17 protein-coding genes and 1 pseudogene are annotated in these 23,786 nt (G+C 66.9%); 6 read left to right on the top strand and 12 right to left on the bottom strand.

The window, feature by feature from the left end; all coding sequences use genetic code 11:
• Positions 1–132 precede the first annotated feature (132 nt).
• Positions 133–1,389 carry an alpha/beta hydrolase gene (locus A5707_RS14690; protein ID WP_065015188.1) on the bottom strand — a complete coding sequence of 419 codons (1,257 nt, stop codon included), beginning with the start codon at positions 1,387–1,389 and terminating at the stop codon, positions 133–135.
• Between the two features lie 135 nt (positions 1,390–1,524).
• Here A5707_RS14690 and A5707_RS14685 point away from each other — a divergent pair, with 135 nt between their 5' ends.
• A complete protein-coding gene (locus A5707_RS14685) occupies positions 1,525–2,889 on the top strand; it encodes an HNH endonuclease signature motif containing protein (RefSeq protein ID WP_065015187.1) in 1,365 nt (454 codons plus the stop codon).
• Positions 2,890–2,985: 96 nt separating this feature from the next.
• A complete protein-coding gene (locus A5707_RS14680; protein WP_065015186.1) occupies positions 2,986–4,446 on the top strand; it encodes a flavin-containing monooxygenase in 1,461 nt (486 codons plus the stop codon).
• A 6-nt stretch (positions 4,447–4,452) separates the two neighbouring features.
• Here A5707_RS14680 and A5707_RS14675 read toward each other — a convergent pair whose 3' ends face one another.
• Complete coding sequence (locus A5707_RS14675) at positions 4,453–6,750, bottom strand: APC family permease (RefSeq protein ID WP_156657952.1); 2,298 nt, start codon at positions 6,748–6,750, stop codon at positions 4,453–4,455.
• A 29-nt stretch (positions 6,751–6,779) separates the two neighbouring features.
• Complete coding sequence (locus tag A5707_RS14670) at positions 6,780–8,549, bottom strand: acyl-CoA dehydrogenase family protein (protein ID WP_065015184.1); 1,770 nt, start codon at positions 8,547–8,549, stop codon at positions 6,780–6,782.
• A 170-nt stretch (positions 8,550–8,719) separates the two neighbouring features.
• Between A5707_RS14670 and A5707_RS14665 the strand changes: the two are divergent.
• Positions 8,720–9,388, top strand: a pseudogene (locus tag A5707_RS14665) (HNH endonuclease family protein); the annotation flags it as partial.
• A gap of 83 nt (positions 9,389–9,471) precedes the next feature.
• Here A5707_RS14665 and dapC read toward each other — a convergent pair.
• Positions 9,472–10,554, bottom strand: coding sequence for a succinyldiaminopimelate transaminase (gene dapC / locus A5707_RS14660; RefSeq protein ID WP_065015183.1), 1,083 nt, complete (start codon positions 10,552–10,554; stop codon positions 9,472–9,474).
• A 23-nt stretch (positions 10,555–10,577) separates the two neighbouring features.
• Positions 10,578–10,904: a ferredoxin gene (gene fdxA, locus A5707_RS14655; RefSeq protein ID WP_065015210.1), complete on the bottom strand. Its 327-nt coding sequence runs from the start codon at positions 10,902–10,904 to the stop codon at positions 10,578–10,580.
• 153 nt (positions 10,905–11,057) lie between these two features.
• Between fdxA and A5707_RS14650 the strand changes: the two genes are divergently transcribed.
• Both A5707_RS14650 and A5707_RS14645 read left to right on the top strand, forming a co-directional pair.
• Positions 11,058–11,603 (top strand): PadR family transcriptional regulator, encoded by a 546-nt coding sequence (locus tag A5707_RS14650; protein WP_065015182.1) that lies wholly within the window; start codon positions 11,058–11,060, stop codon positions 11,601–11,603.
• Positions 11,600–13,618: an NADPH-dependent 2,4-dienoyl-CoA reductase gene (locus tag A5707_RS14645; RefSeq protein WP_065015181.1), complete on the top strand. Its 2,019-nt coding sequence runs from the start codon at positions 11,600–11,602 to the stop codon at positions 13,616–13,618. Before A5707_RS14650 ends, A5707_RS14645 begins: the two co-directional genes overlap by 4 nt.
• A gap of 88 nt (positions 13,619–13,706) precedes the next feature.
• Here A5707_RS14645 and A5707_RS14640 read toward each other — a convergent pair whose 3' ends face one another.
• The 3 genes from A5707_RS14640 to mshB all read right to left on the bottom strand — a co-directional run bounded on the left by A5707_RS14640 (position 13,707) and on the right by mshB (position 17,901).
• A complete protein-coding gene (locus A5707_RS14640) occupies positions 13,707–16,328 on the bottom strand; it encodes a bifunctional FO biosynthesis protein CofGH (RefSeq protein WP_065015209.1) in 2,622 nt (873 codons plus the stop codon).
• 97 nt (positions 16,329–16,425) lie between these two features.
• Positions 16,426–16,854, bottom strand: a complete 429-nt coding sequence (locus A5707_RS14635) for a hypothetical protein (RefSeq protein ID WP_065015180.1) — start codon at positions 16,852–16,854, stop codon at positions 16,426–16,428.
• Positions 16,855–16,995: 141 nt separating this feature from the next.
• Positions 16,996–17,901: an N-acetyl-1-D-myo-inositol-2-amino-2-deoxy-alpha-D-glucopyranoside deacetylase gene (gene mshB / locus A5707_RS14630; protein WP_065015179.1), complete on the bottom strand. Its 906-nt coding sequence runs from the start codon at positions 17,899–17,901 to the stop codon at positions 16,996–16,998.
• Between the two features lie 161 nt (positions 17,902–18,062).
• Here mshB and A5707_RS14625 point away from each other — a divergent pair, with 161 nt between their 5' ends.
• Positions 18,063–18,650, top strand: a complete 588-nt coding sequence (locus A5707_RS14625; RefSeq protein ID WP_065015178.1) for a TetR/AcrR family transcriptional regulator — start codon at positions 18,063–18,065, stop codon at positions 18,648–18,650.
• A gap of 15 nt (positions 18,651–18,665) precedes the next feature.
• On the opposite strand, the gene A5707_RS14620 is transcribed toward A5707_RS14625, so the two are convergent.
• The 4 genes from A5707_RS14620 to narI form a co-directional block, all read right to left on the bottom strand.
• Positions 18,666–20,555 carry an ABC transporter family substrate-binding protein gene (locus tag A5707_RS14620; protein WP_065015208.1) on the bottom strand — a complete coding sequence of 630 codons (1,890 nt, stop codon included), beginning with the start codon at positions 20,553–20,555 and terminating at the stop codon, positions 18,666–18,668.
• A gap of 88 nt (positions 20,556–20,643) precedes the next feature.
• Positions 20,644–22,533 (bottom strand): translational GTPase TypA, encoded by a 1,890-nt coding sequence (gene typA / locus A5707_RS14615; protein ID WP_065015177.1) that lies wholly within the window; start codon positions 22,531–22,533, stop codon positions 20,644–20,646.
• Between the two features lie 82 nt (positions 22,534–22,615).
• Positions 22,616–23,002 carry a MarR family winged helix-turn-helix transcriptional regulator gene (locus A5707_RS14610; RefSeq protein ID WP_065015176.1) on the bottom strand — a complete coding sequence of 129 codons (387 nt, stop codon included), beginning with the start codon at positions 23,000–23,002 and terminating at the stop codon, positions 22,616–22,618.
• A 27-nt stretch (positions 23,003–23,029) separates the two neighbouring features.
• A complete protein-coding gene (narI, locus tag A5707_RS14605) occupies positions 23,030–23,785 on the bottom strand; it encodes a respiratory nitrate reductase subunit gamma (RefSeq protein ID WP_065015175.1) in 756 nt (251 codons plus the stop codon).
• Between the last annotated feature and the right edge of the window lies 1 nt (position 23,786).

Genomic DNA, 23,786 nt, shown 5'->3' with positions numbered 1-23,786 from the left:
TCGCAAGCGCGGCGACGATGCAGTAGGGCGCCCCAGGCGCGCAGCGGCGAGGGGACGCGCAGCGCGATGAGGAGCCGCGCAATCAAACCAAGCACGGCGACGCCGGGCGCCGGGTTCCCGCCGACGCCTGAGTTAACCTGCTTGCCGGATTTCCGCGCGGCTATAGATTTCCGCGAGGAACTGCTCGACGGCCACCGCAGCATGTGCGGCGCGCGTGGATCCGAAGATATCGAAAGCGTGCTGCGCGAACGGTAATTCGGCGTAGACCACCGGGTTGCGACTGACTTCCCGCAGCCGTGCGCTGAAGGCGCGCGCCTGCTCGACCGGGATCAGCGAGTCATTGCGTCCGTGCAGCACGAAAAACGGTGGCGCGTCCTGGGAAACGTAGCTGATCGGTGAGGCGGCACGGAAGGCGTCGGCAGTCTCGGTGCGCGACAGCTTGAACACGTACTTCGCCAGCGACGGCACCATCAGTGGGTGCATCGACGAATCGGTTGCGGTGAAATCGTAGACGCCATAGAACGGGACCGCTGCCCGCACGCTGGTATCGGCACTCTCGAAACCGGGTTGAAACTGCGGATCGTTCGCCGTCACCGCCGCGAGCGCGGACAGGTGCCCACCCGCGGAGCCGCCGGTGATCGCGATCCAATCGGGGTCACCGCCGTATTCGGCGATGTGCTCCCTGGTCCAGGCCAGCGCGCGTTTGACATCGATCAAATGGTCGGGCCACGTCGAGCGCGGACTGAGGCGATAGTTGATCGCCACACACACCCAGCCCAGCTCAGCCAGATGACTCATCAACGGATACGCCTGTTGGCGTTTGCTGCCCACCATCCAAGCGCCGCCGGGAACCTGCAAGAGCACGGGCGCCCGCCCGCCCCGATCCAGATCGGGGCGCCGCCAGATGTCGAGGTGGTTGCGCGAGCCATACGGGCCGTAGCTGATGTCGGTGTCGTGCGCATAGTCGCCGTAGATCCGCATCATCCGGACAACGCCGGGGGTTTTGGCGGTGCCCGCGCCGGCCGGAAGCTTCCACAAGCCACGCGAGTCGGTGCGACGGCCCACGCCCAGCCCCGCGTCCAAGGCGGCGGTCAGTGGCCCGTCGGCCTGACGGCCGATGCGATACAGCCCCACCAGGCCCAGCCATGACAACCCGGATACCAGCCAGGCGAACCAACGCAGCCGCGGGGTGAGCCAACGGGTGATTGCCGCAAGTGTTGCCGCCTGGCTGCCCACCATCGGCAGCGGGAGCTCCGACGCGAACACTCCATAGGCGAACGCCAAAATCGAGGGATAGCCCCGCTTGCTCAGCGGCTGGTAGCCATTGAGGGTGAATGCCAGTCCGGTGAGGGGAGCCAGTATGGCCAGCAATCGCTTCACGATGGCCACTTAACCATCCGCTGGACTGTGCATTCATGAGTGGGGGCCGTGGCCGCAGGCCTCCGCCGAAATCACTTCTGCCACTTTAGCTTCAGTGGTCACACGGCGGCCGTTGTTGTCGGTGTCCGTCGATAGAATTCGAACATGCGTGCGAGTAGTCGTGAGGAGATCGATGAGGTCTTCGATGGGCTGACCGCATACCTCAAGCGGGCCTTGGACTTGTGCTTTGACGGGCTGACCACCCCTGAGCGGCTGGTCATGCTGCAGCGCTGTGAGACGCTGCGCCGCCAGCTGCCCGCCGTCGAACATCCGCTGATTAACCAGCTCGCCGAGCAGGCCGATGAAGCCGAGCTGGGTGGCAAGCTGGGGTTTGCGTTGGCCGAGCGGTTACAGATCACCCGCGCCGACGCCGCCCGGCGCATCGGCGAGGCCGCCGATCTGGGGTCGCGCCGCGCGATCACCGGCGAACCGCTCGAACCGCTCCTGCCCGCGACGGCCGCCGCGCAGCGTGCCGGGACCCTCGGGGCCGGGCATGTGGCGGTGATCCGCAGTTTTTTTCACCGGCTACCCGACACCGTGGACGTGGAGACCCGCGAACGCGCCGAAGCCCACCTGGCCCAGCTGGCCGGCGAGCATCGCCCCGATGACTTGGCCAAGCTCGCCGCCCGCCTCACCGACTGTCTCAATCCCGACGGGGATTTCACCGACACCGACCGGGCCCGACGCCGCGGCTTGGCCCTGGGCAATCAGCACCCCGATGCGATGTCGCAGCTGACCGGCTGTATGAGCCCTGAGCTGCGGGCGGCCATCGAAGCGATATGGGCCAAGCTGGCCGCCCCCGGCATGTGCAACCCTGAGGACCCCACCCCGTGTGTCAGCGGCACCCCGTCCCAAGAGGCCATCGACCGTGACACCCGCAGCACCGCCCAGCGCAACCATGACGCGCTGCTCGCCGCCGCCCGCGCCCTGCTGGCCTCCGGCCAGTTAGGTCAACACAATGGGCTGCCGGCCACCATCATCGTGTCTACCACCCTGACCGAACTGGAATCCGGCACCGGCAAAGCCCGCACCGCCGGCGGCACCCTGCTACCGATGTCCGATGTGATCCGGCTGGCCTCACACGCCCATCACTATCTGTCGATTTTCGACAACGGCAAAGCCATCGGGCTCTATCACACCAAGCGGTTGGCCTGCCCCGGTCAACGGATCGTGCTGCACGCTAAAGACCGTGGCTGCACGTTTCCCCACTGTGATGTGCCTGGCTATCTCACCGAAGTCCACCACGTCACCGACTACGCCCAATGCCGCGACACCAACGTCGACGATCTCACCCTGGCCTGCGGCCCCCACCACAAACTGGTCACCTCCGGTGGCTGGACCACCCGCAAACTCAAAAACGGCGACACCCAATGGATCCCACCCCCACACCTCGACCACGGCCAACCCCGCACCAACACCTACCACCACCCCGAAAAACTCCTCCGCGAGGAAGACGACGACGTGCCCTAGCCGGAACCGAACTAGGGTTGCGGGCTGAGTTCCGGCAAGCATAGGGTTCGAATACCCAAGCGCAGTACTAGTCCGCATTGTGTCCGGAGCAGCGTGATGGCCCAAGCTCCCCAACGGGAACCTCGCATCGCGATCATCGGGGCCGGCATGGCGGGGATCGCTGTCGCCCACACCTTCAAGCAAGCCGGGTTCAGCGACTTCGTGATCTTGGAAAAGGGTTCCGATGTCGGCGGGGTTTGGCATTGGAACCGCTACCCCGGCTTGCGGTGCGATGTGATGTCACATGGCTACCAGTTTGCGTTCGCGCCGAAGCCCGACTGGAAGGACTTCTGGGCTACCGGCGAGGAGATCCAGCAGTATCACCGCGACGTTGTTGGAAGCCTTCAACTCGACGAACACCTCAGGTTGGATTGCGAAGTCATCTCGGCGGCTTTTGGTGACAACCGGTGGCGGCTGACGACCGCCGGCGGTGATGAGATCGACGCCGACTTCGTCGTGGCTGCCACCGGTGTGCTGCACCACCCGTTCATCCCTGACATTCCCGGCATGGACTCCTTCAACGGACCGGTTGTGCACACAGCGCGTTGGACCGACGTCGATACTGCGGGCAAGCGCGTGGCGGTGGTGGGTACGGGATCGACAGGGGTGCAGATCTTTTCGGCACTGCAACCCGGCGCGGCACACATCACACATTTCGTCCGCACCCCACAGTGGGTGATGTGGTTGCCGACAGGGCTACGGCAACCAGGTGTGCTTGACCGACTGCTCGGCGCATTGCCAGGCCTCGGCCGGGTGGTGGGTCTGCTGCAGCGCGGCGGTTCCGATCTCGCCGTCGACATGGTGACCCGGCCGACGTGGCGCCGACGGCTGGCACAGGGCTATGCGCGGTTGTGTTTGCGAGTTCAAGTGCCGGATAAAGAGCTTCGCGCGCGACTCACTCCCGACTATCAACCGTTCTGCAAGCGCCAGGTGATCTCCGGCAGCTATTACCGCGCGATTGCCAAGCCGAACGCCAGTTTTGTCACCGAGCCCATTACAGCAGTCACCCCGACCGGGATACGAACGGCCGACGGGGTCCAGCGCGATCTCGATGTCATCGTGCTCGCTACCGGTTTCCAAGCGCACAACTACATGCGTCCGATGAACCTGCGCGGCCGCGACGGACTCTCCATCGACGATGCGTGGGAAAAAGGGCCTCGCGCCTGGGCGATGACGGCCATCCCCGGATTCCCTAACCTGTTCACGGTCCTGGGCCCCAACTCCCCGACCGGGTCGATCTCACTGCAACTCGTCGCGGAGTTGACGGCCCGCTACATCACCGAGTGGCTGCGGCGGTTCCGCGCCGGAGAAATCAGCACGGTCGAAATCACCGAGGAAGCCACCACCCGGTTCGCCGACGACGTCGCCGAGGCAATGGTGCCGACCGTGTGGAACACCGGTTGCAACTCTTGGTATTTCGCCGACGACAACCACATCGATCTGTGGCCGTTCACCCGCAGACGTCTCACCCGGATGCTGGCCCAGCCTCGCGACGAGGATTACCTCTTCACCAGATGACCGCGGCTAGTGCACTTCCTCGGGCTGTTCCAGCACGACGTACGTCGGGTCGACCATCGACACCGGCCCGTTGCCGCTCTGCCGCGCTTTCCCGGTGATCCGCAGCAGTTGTCCCGGCTGAATGTCGGCGCCCCCTCCCCCGGGGCGGAACGTGACGCGGACGTCGCCGCTGTCGTCGCCAACGACGATCCATCGCAACGTCCGTCGCCGCTTGGCGATGTCTTCAACTTGGCTGACTCGTCCTTCGATCGTGGCGCGTTGCCCGGGAATCAAGCCCTCAACAGCGATCACCGCCGACGGCCGCTCCGGATGCTCGTAGTCGTCGACGTTCTTCTGCTCACCGCGCGACACCCGTGTCTGCAGCTTGTCGACTTCGCGCGCGATGCGCTGCTCGAGCGAGTCGGGAAAGGCTTCCCGGATCCGGGATTGCACGTCGTACGGGACGATCGTCGCGGCAGCGTCCGGGATGCGGCTGACAGCTCGGGCGATCTTGTCGGCGGTGCGGTCATGCAACAGTCGTCCCAGCAGCGGCGCATACGTCCGGCGCGGCAACAGCACCGTCACGTTGGTGTCGGGGTGTTCGCTACCGGCCTTGGCAACCAGTACCTGTGCGGCGCGGGTGATTTGCCGGTCGGGGCAGTCCACCACCCGGAGTCGGGTGTCGAGATCGAAGTGTTCCCACCGTTTTCGTAGCTGCGCGGCAAGAGCAGCGTCGACCATGAAATGCACCGCGATCAGCTCGTCGGACCGCAGTCCCCGCCCGTATCGCAGCGCCTCGATGACCGCCAGGTCGACGGAGTTGACGAAGACGAACACCCGGTGGCGCGCGTACTTGACCAATTCCGGCCGGTCGGTGCGGAACATCTCGAGAATGGCTGCCTCGGCCCGGTATTCGCGGTTCAGCCGGGTCAACGCGACCACCAGCAGCGGGAAAATCACCACCACCAACCAGGCGCCCTCGGTGAACTTCGCCACCGCAAAGATACCGACCACCACCGTCGAAAGAATCCCCGCGGAAAGATTGATCGCCAGCTTGTGACGCCAACCGGTCTGCCGGTGCGTCAGGTGGTGTTTGGTCATTCCGTATCCGGCCATCGAAAACCCGGTGAACACCCCGATCGCGTAAAACGGCACCAGTGCGTTGACCGAGCCGCCGGTCACGATCAACAGCGCCACCGACAGCGCGGTGAGCGCGATGATGCCGTTGGAGAACACCAGACGGTGACCCCGTTTCATCAACTGCCGCGGCAGAAAGCGGTCCTCGGCAACGAAACTGGCCAGCGCGGGAAATCCGTTGAAGCTGGTGTTGGCGCCGGTGAACAAGATGGCCGCCGTCGCCGACTGCACGAGCAGATAAAGGCTGTGCCCGACCAACCCATTGCCGAATACCGCCTGAGCCACCTCCGAGAGCACCGACGGATACTCGTCGAGATAGGGAGTGGCATGCGTGGCGTGCGCGAGATAGGCGACGCCGGCCAGTAAGAAACCGAGGATGCAGGCCATCGTGGTGAGCACCCGACGTGCGTTCTGGCCTTGGGGCTTACGAAAGACATTGACCGTGTTGGAAATCGCCTCCACTCCGGTCAACGACGACCCGCCGTTGGCGAATGCGCGGAGCACCACCAGAATCGTCGCACCCATCACCAGCCCATTGGTGTGGTGCACCGGCACCGCCCCAACAAGATGTTCGGAGTCGTAAACGGGCAGTCCCCAGAAGATCTTTCGCACGACACCGGTGACAATCATCAGCGTGATCATGATGACGAAGGAGTAGGTGGCCGCCGCGAAAGGCAGTCCTGCTTCCCGTAATCCGCGCAGATTCGCATAACAGATGGCGAGCACCACACCGACGGTGATCTCCAGACTGTAGGGGCCAAGAGACGGGATCGCCGAGACCACCGCGACGGTTCCCGCCGCGGACTGCACCGCCACCGTGACCACGTAGTCGATCAGCAGTGCGGCGGCGGCGATCTGCGCCACCCGCGGGCCGAAGTTCTCCCGGGCCACCACGTAAGAGCCGCCGGCCCGGGTGTAGGCCATCACCACCTGGCGGTACGACGCGGCCACCAGCACCAGAATCAGCAGGATGACACCGGTGATCGGGAGCAGCAAAATGAAGGCGGCCAGGCCGGCATGCGGGAGCAACTCCACCAGAATCTGCTCTGGGCCGTAGGCCGTCGACGAGATCGCGTCCGGCGAAAGCGCGCCGAGCGCAACGGGATTCGATAGCCGCTCGGAGCTCAGCTCCTCGGTGATCAAGGGTTTGCCGAGGAAGATGCGCTTGCACACATCGCCGAGGGACATCGGGATGCGCAGCGGACGGGCCGGTGTCGTCACGTGACCAGCGCGCCGTCGACGAGCTCGTCGAACCGCTCGATCGCCTCATCCCCGTCGGCGTCGATCCCGCGCAGCGGACCACGCTCGGCCAAATAGCGCTGGGCGTACAACCGGGCCACCAGTGCTTTGCGTACCGCCCCACGGGATTCCCGCTCCCAGGCCGCCTGCTCGACGAGCAGGGCGCCCGCGTAGACATCGCCCATGAACTGGGTGAGCGCGAACAACCGTGCTTCGGCCACTCCGCCGTCCAGTTTGGTCCAGGCAGTGATCGCCGCCTCGAGGTCTTCGACGCGGCGTGATACCAACCGCGTCGTGTCGTCGTCGTCGGATACCGACACCGCATCATGCAACCGTTCGAGCAGCGGTTTCTGGGCTTCGATGCGCTCGATGCCGCGCCGCACGTCCAGGCACAAAATGTTGTCCGGGCCTTCCCAGATGGTGTTGACCTGTGCGTCGCGGAGCAGCCGTGCCACCGGCCAGGACTCGATATAGCCGTTGCCGCCGTGGATTTCGATCGCGTCCGAGGCCATGGTGATGCCGAGCCGGCACACCTTGAGTTTGGTCACCGGCACCGCGATGCGCTGTCGCACCGGTCTGGGCTGGCGATGGTTGACCGCACCGGTGCCGTCGAACACCAGCGCCTGCGCGGCTTCCGCGTCGACGATCATCTCGGCCAGCTTGCGGCGCATCAGCGGCTTGTCGATGAGCGCGTCGCCGAACGCCTGTCTTCGCCGGGCATAACAGAGCGACTCGACCAGCGCGCGCCGCGCATTGCCCACCGCGAACAACGCGATGCCCAGCCGCGCGGCGTTGGTCAGCTCCATCATCCGGCCCAGCCCCTTGCCGTCGTGGGGGCCTTCGTCAGAAGGTTCACCGGAAAGCAAAAATGCTTCGGCGTCGACGAATTCGACTTCGCCGGAGGCCACCGAGCGGGTGCCGAGCTTGTCCTTCAGCCGACGGATGCGCACGCCGTTGCGCGTCCCGTCGCGCCGGGTTCGCAACACCAGGAAGGTGGCCACCCCGCGGCTGGAGTCGGGCGCCCCCTCGGGTTTGGCCAACACCACGAAAACCTGGCCGTCGCAGTTGGATGCGAACCACTTGAATCCGTTAAGAAGCCAGCCGTCGCCGTGGCGCGTTGCCGTCGTCTCCAGCGCGCCGAGGTCCGAGCCGCCGGTGCGTTCGGTCAACAGTTGCGCGGTCTCGCCCTCCCACTCGCCGGTCTCGAACTTGGCCAGCACGTGCTCACGCACATCGGCGGGCGCGTACGCGGCAACCAGCGACTTGACCATCCCGCCGCCGGTGCCCAGCGCACAGCCCATCCCGATGTCGGCCTGGTTGAGCAGGTAGTTGGCCGCGAACAACGGCAGTGACGGGTTGACACCGGCTTGCCGAGCGTCGTCTTTGAGAGCCCGGTTTGCGTCCAGGACCGCCCGTTTGGACTCGAGGAACGACGTCGGCTGGATCACTTTGCTGACGTCATGTCCCCAGCGGTCGTAACGCTCGAGCCGCGCCGGGTTGCGGTCGGTCTCCTCGGCCCACCGCGCCACCGGCCCGCCCATCAGTTCGCCGATGCGTGTCAGGTGCTTCTCGGCGACGGCCAACGCATCGGGCTGCAAGTAGTAGGCCATGGTGAACTGCAGGCTCGGATCGCTTTGGTACCAGTTGAGTCCGACGGCGCCCTGGTAGTTCTCCGTGCGGTACCGTTCGGACTTCTCGGGCGTGGCGAACGGCAACCGGTCCACGGCCTCCAGGTCGTACTGGGTCATGGTGTGACGGTATTACACGACGCTGGGAATTGAGCCGCGCAACAACCACGAACTGATAGCCTCCGCCACGATCCCTCGACGTGATTAGAGAGGCTGCTGTGGTTGAACGGGCGCATCCGGTCAAGGCTGCCGGAGCATTCGTCGGTGCGCTGACCGTGCTGGGCCTCGTCATGCTCGGCAACGCATCCAGCCCCTCGGTGATGGCGCTGCCGTCGACGGAGGTGCCGTCGCCCGCTCCGAACCGGCCCGCCGGGATTCCCGTGGTCGAAGCAGACACCCTGGCCAAGCTGGACGCGTTGGCCATCAAGGGGCGCGCGCCCAAGACCGGCTACAGCCGCGACCTGTTCGGACAGAGGTGGAGCGACGACGTCACGGTGGCCGACGGCCACAACGGCTGCGACACTCGCAACGACATCTTGCGCCGCGACTTGGTGGACATCACGATCAAACCGGGAACGTCTGGATGCGTCGTGCTGACCGGGACGCTGAACGATCCCTACACCGGCACGACGATCGAGTTCCAACGTGGGCAGGGCACCTCCCGGCAAGTGCAGATCGATCACATCGTGGCGTTGTCGGATGCGTGGCAGAAGGGCGCCCAGCAATGGGACGAGGACAAGCGCCGCAACTTCGCCAACGACCCGCGCAATCTGCAGGCCACCGACGGGCCGGCCAACGAGCAGAAGGGCGACGGCGACGCCGCAACCTGGTTGCCGCCCAACAAGTCCTACCGATGCACCTACGTGACGCGGATCGTCGACGTGAAAGCCGCCTACGGGGTTTGGGTCACCCAGGCCGAGCACGACGCCATCGATCGGATTCTTCGGAGCGGCTGTGGGCCCGCGCTCGAGTAATTCGGCGCCGAGTGTGGACTTAATGCACGCCGCGGGCGATTTCGCGTGACACAAGTCCACACTCGGCGCTAGAGCCGCGCGACGGCAGCGGCGATCCGCTCATCGGTCGCCGTCAGCGCCACCCGCACGTGATGGGTGCCGCCGGGGCCGTAGAACTCGCCGGGCGCGACCAGGATGCCGCGCTGCGCCAGCCATGCCACGGTGTCCCGGCACGGCTCGCCGCGGGTCACCCACAGATACAGCCCGGCCTCGGAATGGTCGACAGTGAAACCGGCCGAGCGGAACGCCGGCAGCAGCGCGGTGCGGCGACGCTGGTAGCAGTCGCGCTGCTTGCGCTCGTGGCCGTCGTCGTCGAGCGCCGCGACCATCGCGGCCTGCACCGGTGTGGGCACCATCATCCCGGCGTGTTTGCGCACGGCCAGCAGTTCGCCGACCACCAGCGGATCCCCAGCGACGAAACCGGCCCGGTAACCGGCCAGCGAGGAACTCTTGGACAGCGAATGCAGCGCCAGCAGACCGGTGTGGTCGCCGTCGCACACCGAGGGATGAAGGATCGACAGCGGCGCGGCGTCCCAGCCCAGACCGAGGTAGCACTCGTCGGACGCCACCAGCGCGCCGCGTTCCCGCGCCCACTCGACGACGGCGCGCAGCTGGTCTGCGGCGAGCACCCGGCCGGTCGGGTTGCTCGGCGAGTTCACATACACCAGCGCCGGCGACTGCGAACCCAGTTGAGACACCGAGTCGGCGTGCAGCACTTCCGTCCCGGCCAGCCGAGCACCGACGTCATAGGTGGGATAAGCCAGTTCGGGCACCACGACCAGATCGGCGGCACCCAGTCCCAGCAGCGTGGGCAGCCAGGAGATGAGCTCTTTGGTGCCGATCACCGGCAGCACGCCCGCCTCCGCCAGTCCGGTGACGCCGAAGCGGCGGCTCAGCGCGTCGATGGCCGATCGCCGCAGCTGGGGAGTACCGGCGGTGGTGGGGTAGCCCGGCGCCGCGCTGGCCGCGGCCAGTGCCTCGCGGATCAGTGGCGCGACCGGGTCGACGGGGGTGCCGACGGACAAGTCGACGATGCCGTCGGGGTGAGCGTTGGCCAGCGCCCGCGCCTCATCGAGGGTGTCCCAGGGGAACACCGGCAACGACGCCGACACGGGCCGCCGGCGGGTGATCTCGCTCAGGCGTCCTCGCCCTGGGGTGGCAGATCTTTGACCACCTGCGGGTCGTTCTCGGTCATGCCGACCTTGGCCGCGCCGCCCGGTGAGCCGAGCTCTGCGAAGAAGTCGGCGTTGAGCTGCGTGTAGTTGCTCCACTGCTCGGGCACATCGTCTTCGTAGTAGATGGCCTCGACGGGGCAGACCGGCTCGCAGGCGCCGCAGTCCACGCATTCGTCAGGGTGGATGTACAGCATCCGGGCACCCTCATAGATGCAGTCGACCGGGCACTCCTCGACGCATGCCTTGTCTTTGATGTCGACGCAGGGCTCGGCGATCGTGTAGGTCACGAAGGTCTCCTCCATGTGCTGTTCAATGACGCGGATCTGTTGGTTACTGATACTAGACGTTGCATATACAAAGCAACTACCGCCACCCCGGTATGCGCCTCAGTGCAGTGCAACTAGTTGCATATGGTGGCGTGTCGTCCCTATGCTGCCCGGGTGGCGTTGCCGCACGCGATCCTGGTGTCCCTGTCCGAACAGTCCGGCTCCGGCTACGAGTTGGCCCGCCGGTTCGATCGCTCGATCGGGTATTTCTGGACCGCCACCCATCAGCAGATCTACCGCACTCTGCGGGCGATGGAGGACGACGACTGGGTGCGCGTGACGCCGGTGGCCCAGCAGGGGCGGCCGGACAAGAAGGTATACACGGTCTCCGACGCCGGGCGCGCGGAGTTGGCCCGCTGGATCGCCGAACCGCTGACGGGGCGGGGCAGTGCGTTGTCCGACACCCGAACCCGTGATGTCGCCGTCAAACTGCGCGGCGCGGCCTATGGCGACGTGACGGCGTTGCGGGCCCAGATCACAGCGCTGCGCGCCGAGCATGCCGAATTGTTGGACACCTACCGCGGTTTCGAGAAATCGCAGTTTCCCGATCCGTCGGCGTTGTCCGGCACCGCCCTGCATCAGTACCTGGTGCTGCGCGGCGGCATCCGGGCCGAGGAAAGCGCGATCGAGTGGCTCGACGAGGTGACCGCGGCACTATGACGTATCCAAACCTGTTGTCGCCGTTGGATCTCGGCTTCACGACGCTGCGCAACCGGGTCGTCATGGGCTCGATGCACACCGGGTTGGAAGACCGCTCCCACGACATCGACCGGCTCGCCGAGTACTTCGCCGAGCGTGCCCGCGGCGGTGTCGGTCTGATCGTCACCGGCGGGTACGCACCAAACCGGACCGGGTGGTTATTGCCGTTCGCCTCGGAGTTGGTTTCGGGTGCGCAGGCGCGCCGCCACCGTCGTATCACCAGTGCCGTGCATGACGCCGGCGGCAAGATCCTGCTGCAGATCCTGCACGCCGGACGCTATGCGTACCACCCGCTGTCGGTGAGCGCCTCGTCGATCAAGGCGCCGATCAATCCATTTCGACCGCGTGCGTTATCGTCGCGCGGCGTCCAGAGCACGATCGCAGATTTCGTCCGCTGCGCTGCGTTGGCGCGCGAAGCCGGCTACGACGGCGTGGAAATCATGGGTAGCGAAGGCTATTTGGTCAACCAGTTCCTGGCGCCACGGACCAACAAGCGCAGCGACGACTGGGGCGGCACTGCTGCGAACAGACGTCGCTTCCCGGTGGAGATCGTGCGTCGGACCCGCGCGGCCGTCGGCCCCGATTCCATCATCTGCTACCGCATGTCGCTGGCCGACTACGTCGAGAACGGTCAGAGCTGGGACGAAATCCTCGCGCTGGCAACCGAAGTCGAAGCCGCCGGCGCCACCCTGATCAACTCGGGTTTCGGATGGCACGAGGCGCGCGTGCCGACGATCGTCACCTCGGTGCCGTCCGGCGCGTTCGTCGACATCAGCCATGCCCTGGCCGGTCATGTCAGCATTCCGGTGGTGGCGTCCAATCGGATCAACATGCCGCAGTCCGCCGAGCAGATCCTGGCCGACACCGACGTAGCGCTGATCTCGATGGCGCGACCGTTGCTGAGCGACCCGGAGTGGGTGGTCAAAGCCGCTGCCGATCGCGCCGACGAGATCAACACCTGCATCGCGTGCAACCAGGCCTGTCTGGATCACGCGTTCGTGCACAAAAAGGTATCGTGCCTGCTGAATCCGCGGGCCGGCCATGAGACGCAGTTGGTGCTGTCGCCGACGCGGCGCGCCCGTTCGGTGGCGGTGGTCGGGGCCGGCCCGGCCGGGCTGGCCACCGCCGTCAACGCCGCGCAGCGCGGGCATGCGGTGACGCTGTTCGAGGCCGGTGACGTCATCGGTGGCCAATTCGACCTCGCCCGGCGGATTCCCGGCAAGGAAGAATTCAACGAAAGCATCCGCTATTTCACGACAATGTTGGACCGGCACGGCGTCACGGTGCGACTGGGCACCCGGGTGTCGGCCGACGAACTGGCCGGCTATGACGACGTCGTACTGGCAACCGGTGTGGCGCCAAGGATCCCGGCGATCCCCGGCATCGACCATCCGATGGTGCTGACGTATGCCGAGGCCATCACGGGCGCCAAACCGGTCGGCGGGCGCGTCGCGGTGATCGGCGCCGGCGGTATCGGCTTCGACGTCAGCGAGTTCCTGGTCACCGACTCCTCCCCCACGCTCAACCTCAAGGACTGGAAGGCCGAATGGGGCGTGGCCGACTCGCGGGACAGCCGCGGCGGGTTGACCACACCGATTCCCGCGCCGCCGGTGCGCGAGGTCTACCTGCTGCAGCGCAGCAAGGGCCCGCAGGGCAAAGGGCTGGGCAAGACGAGCGGTTGGGTACACCGGGCGTCGCTGAAATCCAAAGGTGTGCAGCAACTCTGCGAGGTCAACTACGAACGCATCACCGACGAAGGCCTGCACATCAGCTTCGGTCCCGACCGGCGGCGCCCGCAGTTGCTGGCGGTGGACAATGTCGTCGTTTGCGCGGGTCAGGAGCCGGTCCGTGACCTCGAAGAGGGGTTACGGGACCGCGGGATGAACGTGCACATCATCGGCGGCGCCGCCCTGGCCGTCGAGCTCGATGCCAAGCGCGCGATCCGCCAGGGCACCGAGCTGGCCGCGCGGTTGTAGCCGCTGCCCCGCTTTGCGACGAGCGTGCGTGTTCCCGTCTTGCGCGAGCGTGCGTCCCGTCTGGCGCGAGCGTGCGTGTTCCCGGCCCTCAGCCCGGCGTGTCGCCCGGGGACACGCACGCTCGCGCAGAAACGGGGAGGTGCGCGGAAACGGGGAGGTACGTCGTGGTGCGCTGGCGGGCGGGGCGGCCGATGCCCTCGGCGATCGCCTCTAGCTCTGACACGGTTTTCGCCGACCCGTATTCCGAGCCGGCCATCCGCGAGATGGTCTCCTCCATCAGCGTGCCGCCCAGGTCGTTGGCACCGCCGTTGAGCATGACCTGCGTGCGCTCCACACCAAGCTTCACCCAGCTGGTTTGGATGTGAGAAATACGACCGTGCAGCATGATTCGGGCCAGCGCATGCACAGCGCGGTTGTCCCGATGGCTGGGCCCGGGCCGCGCCGCGCCCGCCAGATACAACGGCGAACTCTGATGCACGAACGGCAGCGGTACGAACTCGGTGAAGCCGCCGGTCCGATCTTGGATGTCGCGCAACACATTCAGGTGTGCGATCCAATGCCGGGGATTGTCGACGTGGCCGTACATCATCGTCGACGACGATCGCAGCCCCACCTGATGGGCGGTCGTCACGATGTCGATCCACTCCGAGGTCGGCAACTTTCCCTTGGTGAGCACCCAGCGCACGTCGTCGTCGAGGATCTCGGCGGCCGTCCCCGGAATGGTGTCCAGGCCGGCCTCCCGCAGACTGATCAGCCACTCCTTGGTCGAAAGCCCGCTCTTGGTCACCCCGTTGGCGATCTCCATCGGCGAGAACGCATGCACGTGCATCGAGGGCACCCGCGCTTTGACGGCCCGCACCAGGTCGGCGTAGCCGGTGACCGGCAGCTCGGGGTCGATACCGCCCTGCATGCACACTTCGGTGGCGCCCGCGACGTGGGCCTCCCAGGCCCGGTCGGCGACCTCGGCCGTCGACAGCGAATAGGCATCGGCGTCGCCCTTGCGCTGGGCGAACGCGCAGAACCGGCACCCGGTGTAGCAGATGTTGGTGAAGTTGATATTGCGGTTCACCACGAACGTCACGTCGTCGCCGACGGCGTCGCGACGCAGCGAATCTGCCAGTGCGGCAACAGCATCCAAGGCGGGGCCGTCGGCATTCGCCAGCGCCAGATACTCGGCGTCGGTGCAACCGGCAGGATCGCGCTCGGCAGCGCGCAGGGCGGCCAGCACGTCGGTGTCGATGCGCTCGGGCGCGCGGGCAGCCAGCTCGTCCACATGCGCACGGATTGCATCCCAATCGCCGAACGCGCTGTCGAGGTCACTGCGGGCCTCGGTGTTGCGGCCCTCGCTGTCGATCGCCGCGTTCAAATCCACCCGGCCCGAGGATCCCACGTCGTCGGGCTCCTGCCACGGCATGCCGGCCGGCTTGAGGTCGCGGGCCAGTCCGGTATCTGAATCGGCCAGCGCCGCAACGTGTCCACGAACCCGGGGATCGATCCACGCCGCGCCGGCCTGGATGTATTTGGGCTGCGCGGTCAGCCGCTCCACCAGGTCGTAACCGGCTTCGGCGGTGACGGCGGCGAGCTCGTCCAGAGCAGGCCAGGGCCGCTCCGGGTTGACGTGGTCGGGGGTCAGCGGGGAGACGCCACCCCAGTCGTCGACACCCGCGGCGAGCAGAGCCAGGCATTCGGCCCGCGACACCAGGTTCGGCGGCGCCTGGATCCGCATACCCGGTCCGAGCACCAGCCGGGCGACCGCCACGGTGGCCAAGAAGTCTTCGATGCCCGCGTCGGGCGCCAACGCCATCGCGGTGTGTTCCTTGGCCCGGAAGTTCTGCACGATCACTTCTTGGATATGGCCGAACTCCTTGTGCGACTTGCGGATCGCGTGCAAGGTGTCGGCGCGCTCGACCAGTGTCTCGCCGATGCCCACCAGCAGACCGGTGGTGAACGGAATCGACAGCCGGCCGGCGTCAGTCAGCGTGCGCAGCCGGACCACCGGATCTTTGTCGGGGCTGCCGTAATGGGCCAGCCCCCGCGTTTCGAACAGCCGCCGCGACGTCGTCTCCAGCATCATGCCCATCGACGGCGCTACCGGCTTCAGCCGGGACAGCTCTGACCAGCTCATGACGCCCGGATTCAGATGCGGCAGCAGCCCCGTTTCCTCCAGCACCCGGATCGCCATCGCCCGCACATAGGACAGCGTGCTGTCATACCCGCGTTCGTCGAGCCACTGACGCGCCTCCTGCCAGCGCTGCTCGGGGCGGTCGCCGAGGGTGAATAGTGCTTCTTTGCAACCCAGTTCGCCGCCGCGGCGAGCGATGTCGAGAATCTCGTCGGGCTCCAGATACATGCCGGCGCCGTGCGCCCGCAGCTTGCCCGGCACAGTCACGAATGTGCAGTAATGGCAGGTGTCTCGGCACAGATGCGTGACCGGAATGAACACCTTGCGTGAGTAGCTGACCGGCAGCCGGCCGTGCGCACCGCGTCGCCCTGCCGATTGCAAGCCCGCGTCGCGTACCCGCGCCGCGCTGCGGCACAACTCAGCCAGATCCTCACCGCGGGCGGTCATCGCGATGGCCACTTCGTCGACGTTCAGCGCCACCCCGTCGCGCGCCCGCCGCAACACGCGGCGCAGCGCAGACGCGCTCGATTTCGGCGGCACTACGGGACTGGGCAGCACGGTCGGCTCGTCGCCGGAGATCAGCGGCACGGTGGTGTAACTTCCCTCCGGCCGGATTTCATCCACGCCCAGCAATCCGAGACCGCGGCATATGCCATACGCGCAACAGTAGCGGCAGCCGGCGCCGCTAAGTCTGGTCCCCTGAGCGACCAGTTCGCTGTCGCCACAGCACCCAGCCCGGCGGCAGCACACCCAGCACAATCAGCAGCAGCGGGCGCACGAACCTCCCGGTGCAGGTGTCCAGAATGCAATCGTCCCCGGGGCCGCCCAACGACATCGCCGCGACCGTCAACAACCACATCCACAGCGGCAATGCCGCTACCTGCGCCGACTTGGTCCACCGGCGGGCCGCCCACACCAGAGCGGCATTGACCAGACCACTGATCAATGCGCTGATGGGAAACGGGATCGAGCCGATATAGGCGGGCAGCAGCAGCGCCCCGACGATTGCGGAGAGGACGCCGTCGACGGCCAGCAGCGTCAGGACGACAATCCGGATAGCGGGATCCGTCGCGCCGGTGTCCTCCGTGGGACCGGCGCTGGGCTCGGTAGCGATCAGGTGGGAACGCTATCCAGCTGAGCGACCAGCGAACCGATCACCCACTGGAAGCTGTCGAGCCGGTCCTGCCAGTGCTGCTGGTTGTAGTCCAGGTCGGGATCCATCTCAGTTCCTTCCGCGGCGGCCTCGCCGGAAAGCCTACCGCGTGGCCGTCTCGCTCACTGAAAGTCCGGCCAGCAGGTCGGTTTCCCAGCCGCGCTCGTCGCGGTCTCCCGCGGTGCCGGCGGCCAGAACGTAGTGCTCCTGCCCCAAAACGGGCAGCGCCAGGTTGTTCGACAGCGCGCATGCCCGCCCGGTGGGCCCGACGGTGACCTGGGTGGCGTGCGCGGCCAGCGCAGCTCGCTTGGCGGGCAGCGCGTCATGGGCATCGACGACGGCGTCGATCTGGTCGTCGGAGTAGACGAGCGCGTCAAATTCATCGCTGTTTGTCGGCACGGCCCATTCGGGTCGCAAATCGTCGGGCTCGAGTGCGGCGACTCCCGCCGCGATGGCGCTCTTGGCCAGCACCGTCCAGTACACCTTCGGAACGGACCAGGGGGTGCCGCCATAGTCCGCGGTGGCGGCGGCCCGCACGGCCGCGGTGGTGACGACATGGACGTGGACGTGGTCGGGGTGCCCATAGCCACCGTTGGGGTCGTAGGTCACCACGACGTGTGGGCGCAGTTGGCGAATGAGCGTGACCAGCGCACCGACCGACTCGCGTTCGTCGGCGTCGATGAACCGTTGCCAGTGCCGCGGCGCGGTCCCGGCCATGCCCGAATCACGCCAGCGTCCCGCGCCGCCGAGAAAGATCGGCGCGCCGACGCCCAGGGCCTGCAGCGCCGCGGTGAGCTCGCCGATGCGGTAGCCACCGAGTTGGTCGGCGTGGTCGACGGCGAGGTGGGCCCAGCGCTCGCCGATGACTTCGCCCTCCTCGCCCAGCGTGCATGTGACGACATGGACCTGCGCTCCTCGAGCCGCGTAGTGGGCGATCGTGGCGCCGGTGGTGAGGCTTTCGTCGTCGGGGTGGGCATGCACGAACAGCAGCCGCGGCGTCTCCTGCATGCACGCACGATACCCACGGAGCGCCGCGTCGTGAATATGTAGTAGACGCTGCCGACGCGCCGGCCGTGTAAGCCCGCGGTGGAATCGCGGAAATGGTTGGGCCGCATGGACAGCCGAACCTACTGGCGCCGCTGAGAAACGCTGGTGACTACTATCAGAGCATGGTTCAGCAGCCCGTCGCCGTCCGCAGCCGGCGGCGTGGCCGAGAACTCGAGCGCGCGTTGTACGACGCGGCACTGGCCGAGCTGGCGGCGGTCGGCTACGGCGGGCTGACGATGGAAGGCATCGCCGCGCGCGCCCGGACCGGCAAGGCCGCGCTGTATCGACGCTGGTCCAACAAACATGACTTGGTGCAGGCCGCGATGCAGTACGCGTTGCCGCCGCTGGCCGAGCCGCGCCCGGACCGGTCGGCACGCGAGAACCTGCTGGCGGTCTTCACCGCGCATTGCGACGTGCTGGCGGGTAAGACGGCGTTTCCCAGCCTGGCCATCATCGGCCAGCTCATTCACGAACCCGAACTGCGGGCCATCTTCGCCGACGCCGTTGTGGAGCCCCGGCTGCAGATCATCGAATCCATTCTGCGGGCCGGCGAACGCAACGGCGACGTCGACCCAGACACGCTCACGCCGCTGACGGCCCGCGTCGGACCGGCGTTGATCAACCATCATCTGCTGCTCACCGGTGCTCCGCCGAACAAGCGCCAGCTGATGCGGATCGTCGATACCGTGATGCCGCTGCGTAGCGAATAACCCTGTGGTACAGGATTATTGGGGTTTTTTCACCCACTCGCCGGCGTCGCCGACGATTCCCACCGGCACCGAACCGGACAGGCTCACGTTTTGCACGCTGGGTCCGGCTGCGACGATCGTGGTGTCCTGAAGGATCGGCAGCACCGCAGACATGTTCCACAGCCGCGGCTCGACCGCATTGATCACGTCGTTGATGTTCTTGGTGCCGTTGAGCGCGGCGTCGATGTTGGACTGGATGCTGCGGTCGCAGATCCCGGTGATGTTCGACGGCGCCTGCACCAGTGCGCCCGGCTCCGGCGCCCGACTCGGTGTCGTCGGCGTCGGCGTCGGGGTCCCCGGCGCCGCCTTGGCTGTCGTGGACTCGTCAGCGTTGGCCGTCGGCGCCGCCGCAGTCGACACCGCCGTCGCCTCCAGGGCAGGGCAGCCATACCGCGAGGCCAGCAGCGTCGCCAAATTCCCGCCGGCCTGACGCCACCCGACAATGGCGTCCACCCGGTTGTCGACCAACGCCTCGCGGTAGAGCGCCACCGGATCCAGCCCCAGCACCGTCGCGGCGATGCCGACGTTGCGTAGCTGGTCGGCGGCGGTGTTGGCCACGGCCACCGACGTCGGGTCGTTGGAGGCCACCCCGATAACCAGTGACAGCTGCTTGCCGTCCTTGCTGACCCGGCCGCGGGTGACCTCCGGCGGCCCGGCGCTCAGCGGTGTGGTCGGCGAATCCGCGTCCGGCGGCGGCACGGCCGCTGACGCGTCGCTTTCGATCTGGTACCCGGCGCTCTGCAGCAGCCCCAACGCCGCGGCATTGCTCATTGCCGGCGGCGCCGTCGGCACGTAGCCGGGGTCGCTGGGCGAGCGGATCTGCGCCTGATCCAGGGTGACGGTGTTGTCGCTGCCGGCCCCCACCGCGGCCAGCAGGTCGACGTCGAGCAGGCCCAGAATCGCCTTGCGCACTTGGGAATCGGCCAGCTTGGGCACATTGGCGCGCAACGTGAGCTGCATGACGCGCGGCGTCACGATCCGGGCGGTCCGCACATCCGGGATCGCCGACAGTTGCGCGAACGCCGCCGACCCGCCGTGCACCTGAGCCACCTGCGTGTCGCCGTTGCGGATGGAGTCGGCCAGCGCAGCGGGCGCACCGGCCCGCCGGAACAGGATCAGGTCGGGTTTGGCCGGCGGCCCCCAATAGCGGTCGTTGCGGGCGAGCAGGATCTCGTCGCGCTGCGGATCGATGGTTTCCACCCGGAACTGGCCGCCGGTCACCGGTAGCGCGCGTACCAGCCCGGCCGGGAAGCCGCCTGGCACATCCTTGACGATGTGGGCGGGCAGGATGTTGCTGAACAACTCCTTCCACGCCGGATACGGCTGGGCGAACGTGACGACGGCCTGCTTGCCGCCGTAGATCGACTGCACACCGGTGATCAGGTCGTAGCCGGCCGGATCCACCACACCGGGCTGGCCGACCATCTGCCGCCACAGATACCAGAAGTCGTCGGCGGCAATCGGCGCGTTATCGGTCCACTGTGCCTCCGGCCGGATCTTGTAGGTGACGGTGAAGGGGTCTTCGCTGGTCACCTCGGCCGACACCAGCAGCGTCGGATCCATCTCCCAGCGCGACCCGGTCGGGGTGTTGGGGTCGGGCACCGGCCGAAAGGCACTCGGCAGTACCAGTGCGCTGATCGCGGCGTTGACCGCCGACAGATCCGACAGCAGGTGCGGGTTGAACCCCGCGCCGATCGAGTCGATACCCATGATGATCTGCGTGACGCGCGGGGGCGGCGGCAAAGCGCTCTTCGACGTCTCGGTGCTCTGCGGCGCCGGCGGTGGGCTCACGGTGCAGCTGGCCAGCACGATTACCAGCGCGGCGATCGCCAGGCGGGCGCGACGGGCTGGTTTCGGCACGCCCAACAGGGTATCGGCTTGCGCCGCGCGTGAAGCTGCTGCGAGATTCCCGGCGATTCTTCGCAATGACTTCACGTTCGGCGACGATTGACGGTCAGGCCCGGGCCTTGGCGCGGGCGCGGCTGCGGGCCCGGCTGGTGGCGTCGAGTTCCACCTTGCGCACCCGCACCACCTCCGGCGTCACCTCGACGCACTCGTCGCTCGCACAGAACTCCATGGCCTGCTCGAGGTCGAGTTCGATGGGCTTGGCCAGCGTTTCGATCACGTCGGCGGTCGACGACCGCATGTTGGTGAGCTTCTTCTCCCGGGTGACGTTGATGTCGAGATCCTCGGCGCGCGGGTTGATGCCGACAACCATGCCCTCGTAGGTGTCCTGTCCGGGTTCGACGAAGAACTGCCCGCGATCGGCCAGCTGAATCAACGCGAACGGGGTGATGACCCCGGACCGGTCGGAGACCAGTGAGCCGGTGTGCCGGGACCGGATCTCACCGGCCCACGGCTTGTAGCCGTCGAACACCGCGTTGCCGATGCCGGTGCCGCGGGTCTCGGTGAGGAAATCGGTGCGCCACCCGATCAGGCCGCGGCTGGGGACCACGAAATCCATTCGCACCCAACCGGTTGCGTGGTTGGCCATCTCGGCCATCCGCCCCTTACGGGCCGCCATCAACTGGGTGATCGCGCCGACGTACTCTTCGGGGCAATCGACGGTGAGCGCCTCGAACGGCTCGTGCAGTTTGCCGTCGATGGTTTTGGTCACCACCTGGGGCTTGCCGACGGTCAGCTCGAAACCCTCTCGGCGCATCTGCTCGACCAGCACCGCCAGCGCCAACTCGCCGCGGCCCTGGACTTCCCAGGCGTCGGGCCGGCCGATGTCGAGCACCCGGATCGACACATTGCCGACCAGCTCGGTGTCCAGCCGCGATTTGACCATCCGCGCGGTCAGCTTGTGCCCGGCCACCTTGCCCGCCAACGGCGAGGTGTTGGTGCCGACGGTCACCGAGATCGCCGGCTCGTCGACGGTAATCCGCGGCAGCGCAATAGGGTTCGCGGGGTCGGCCAGGGTATCGCCGATCATGATCTCCGGGATGCCGGCAACCGCGACGATATCGCCCGCGGTGGCTTCCTCGGTCGGTGACCGCTCGACGCCCTCGGTGGCCAGCAGCTCGGTGATCTTCGCGGACGCGACGACGGGCTCACCGTCGACCTCGCGCAGCCACGCCACCTGGTGGCCCTTGCGTAGCCGGCCGTTGTAGATCCGGATCAGCGCGAGCCGGCCCAAGAACGCCGACGCGTCGAGGTTGGTCACCAGCGCCTGCAGCGGGGCATCCGGGTTGCCGGTGGGTGGTGGAATGTGTTGCAGCAGAACGTCGAACAGCGGGTCGAGGTTGTCGCCGTCGGGTACCTGGCCGTCGTCGGGTTGCACCGTGCTGGCCACCCCGGCACGGCCGGACGCATACAGCGTCGGCAAGCCGAGGGCTTCTTCGGCGGCCTTGGCGGCTTCGTCGTCCAAATCGGCGGCGACGTCGAGCAGCAGGTCGTGGCTGGCGTCGACGACTTCGGCGATGCGCGCGTCGGGCCGGTCGGTTTTGTTGACGACGAGGATCACCGGCAGGTGCGCGGCCAGCGCCTTGCGCAGCACGAAGCGGGTCTGCGGCAGCGGCCCCTCCGACGCGTCGACCAACAGCAGCACGCCGTCGACCATCGACAGCCCGCGTTCGACCTCGCCGCCGAAGTCCGCGTGGCCCGGCGTGTCGATGACGTTGATCACGGTGACGCTGCCGTCGCTGTGATGGCGGTGCACGGCGGTGTTCTTGGCCAGGATCGTGATGCCCTTTTCCCGCTCCAGGTCGCCGGTATCCATGATGCGGTCTTTGGCATCGTCGCCGCGTTCGTGCAGCGCGCCGGACTGCCGCAGCATCGCGTCGACCAGCGTGGTTTTGCCGTGGTCGACGTGCGCGACGATGGCGACGTTACGGAACTGCACCGGGTGATTCTGGCAGTGTGGGGGCCGCTGGCGGAAATCGAGCAGCCCAGCCTGTGGCCCCCGTCACCGCGGTTTCGAGCGCTCAGCGCCCCAGCGAGGCGATGCTGAGCCGTTCCAGCTCTTCGAGGTGTATCGCGGTCAGCGCTTCCAGCCGACCGGAGCCCGCGTCGGTCAGCTGTAGCCGGATCACCCGGTGATCGTCGCTGTCGCGGACGCGCCGGACCAGCCCCGCGGCCTCGGCTCGCTGGGTCAGTTCGCCGGCGCTGTGATGGCGGAGCAGCAGGTAATCGGCGACTTCCCCGATCGTGGGTCCACGGCGGTCGGCGTGTCCACGGATGGCGAGCAGCAACTGGTGCTGCATGGGCGTCAGACCGGCCGCGCGGGCCTGCTCGGCGCTCCACCGCTCGAAGCGGCGCAAATCGGTCCGCAGCCGCAACAACCGTGCGTAGACGTCATCGGGCAGACCCATGTCTGCCACGATATGACGATCGTCGGCCTACCAGCCGCGGCGACGGGGCGCCGACCCCACCAGTTCGTTCTTGTCGCCCGCGTCGCGGGTGCGAACCGCGTCGCGGCTGCGGTAGACCACGTAGGGCCGGAACAAATATCCGATCGGTGCGCTGAACGCGTGGACCAATCGGGTGAACGGCCACAAACAGAACAGCACCATCCCGATGGCTGCGTGCAGTTGGTAGTCCAGCGGTGCGCCGACCATGTTCTCTCCGCCCGGCCGGAAGATGAAGATGCCGCGGAACCATACGCCGACGGTGTTGCGGTAGTGGTACACGTGGGCATGGCCTTCGATTCCGGTGCCCTGCAAGGTGCAGTACAAGCCGACGACGAGGGCCAGCATCAGCACCACGTACATCACTTTGTCGCTGCGGGCGGTGGCCATCCGCACCGGCCCGCGGGTGGTGCGGCGGTAGATGAGCAGCCCGATGCCGGCCAATGTCGACAGCCCGGCGATAAGCCCGAATACGACCGCCTGGACGTGGTAGGTCTCCTCGCCGACCCCCAATGCTTTGGTTGCCGTCGGCGGGACGACCAAACCGATGACGTGCCCGGCGAAAACCGTCAGGATGCCGAAATGAAAGATCGGGCTGGCGATCTGCAGCAGCCGCGACTCGTAGAGCTGCGACGAGCGTGACGTCCAGCCGAACTTGTCATAGCGGTAGCGCCACCAGGTGCCCACGATCAGGATCGCCAAGGTGACATACGGCGAGATGTCCCAGAAAATTGCGGCGCGGTCCAAC

It is taken from the genome of Mycobacterium kyorinense (genome assembly GCF_001672775.1).
GTDB classification, from domain to species: domain Bacteria; phylum Actinomycetota; class Actinomycetes; order Mycobacteriales; family Mycobacteriaceae; genus Mycobacterium; species Mycobacterium kyorinense_A.
Note: the sequence above shows the minus strand (reverse complement) of the source record. Positions and strands in the feature narration are given on the sequence as shown.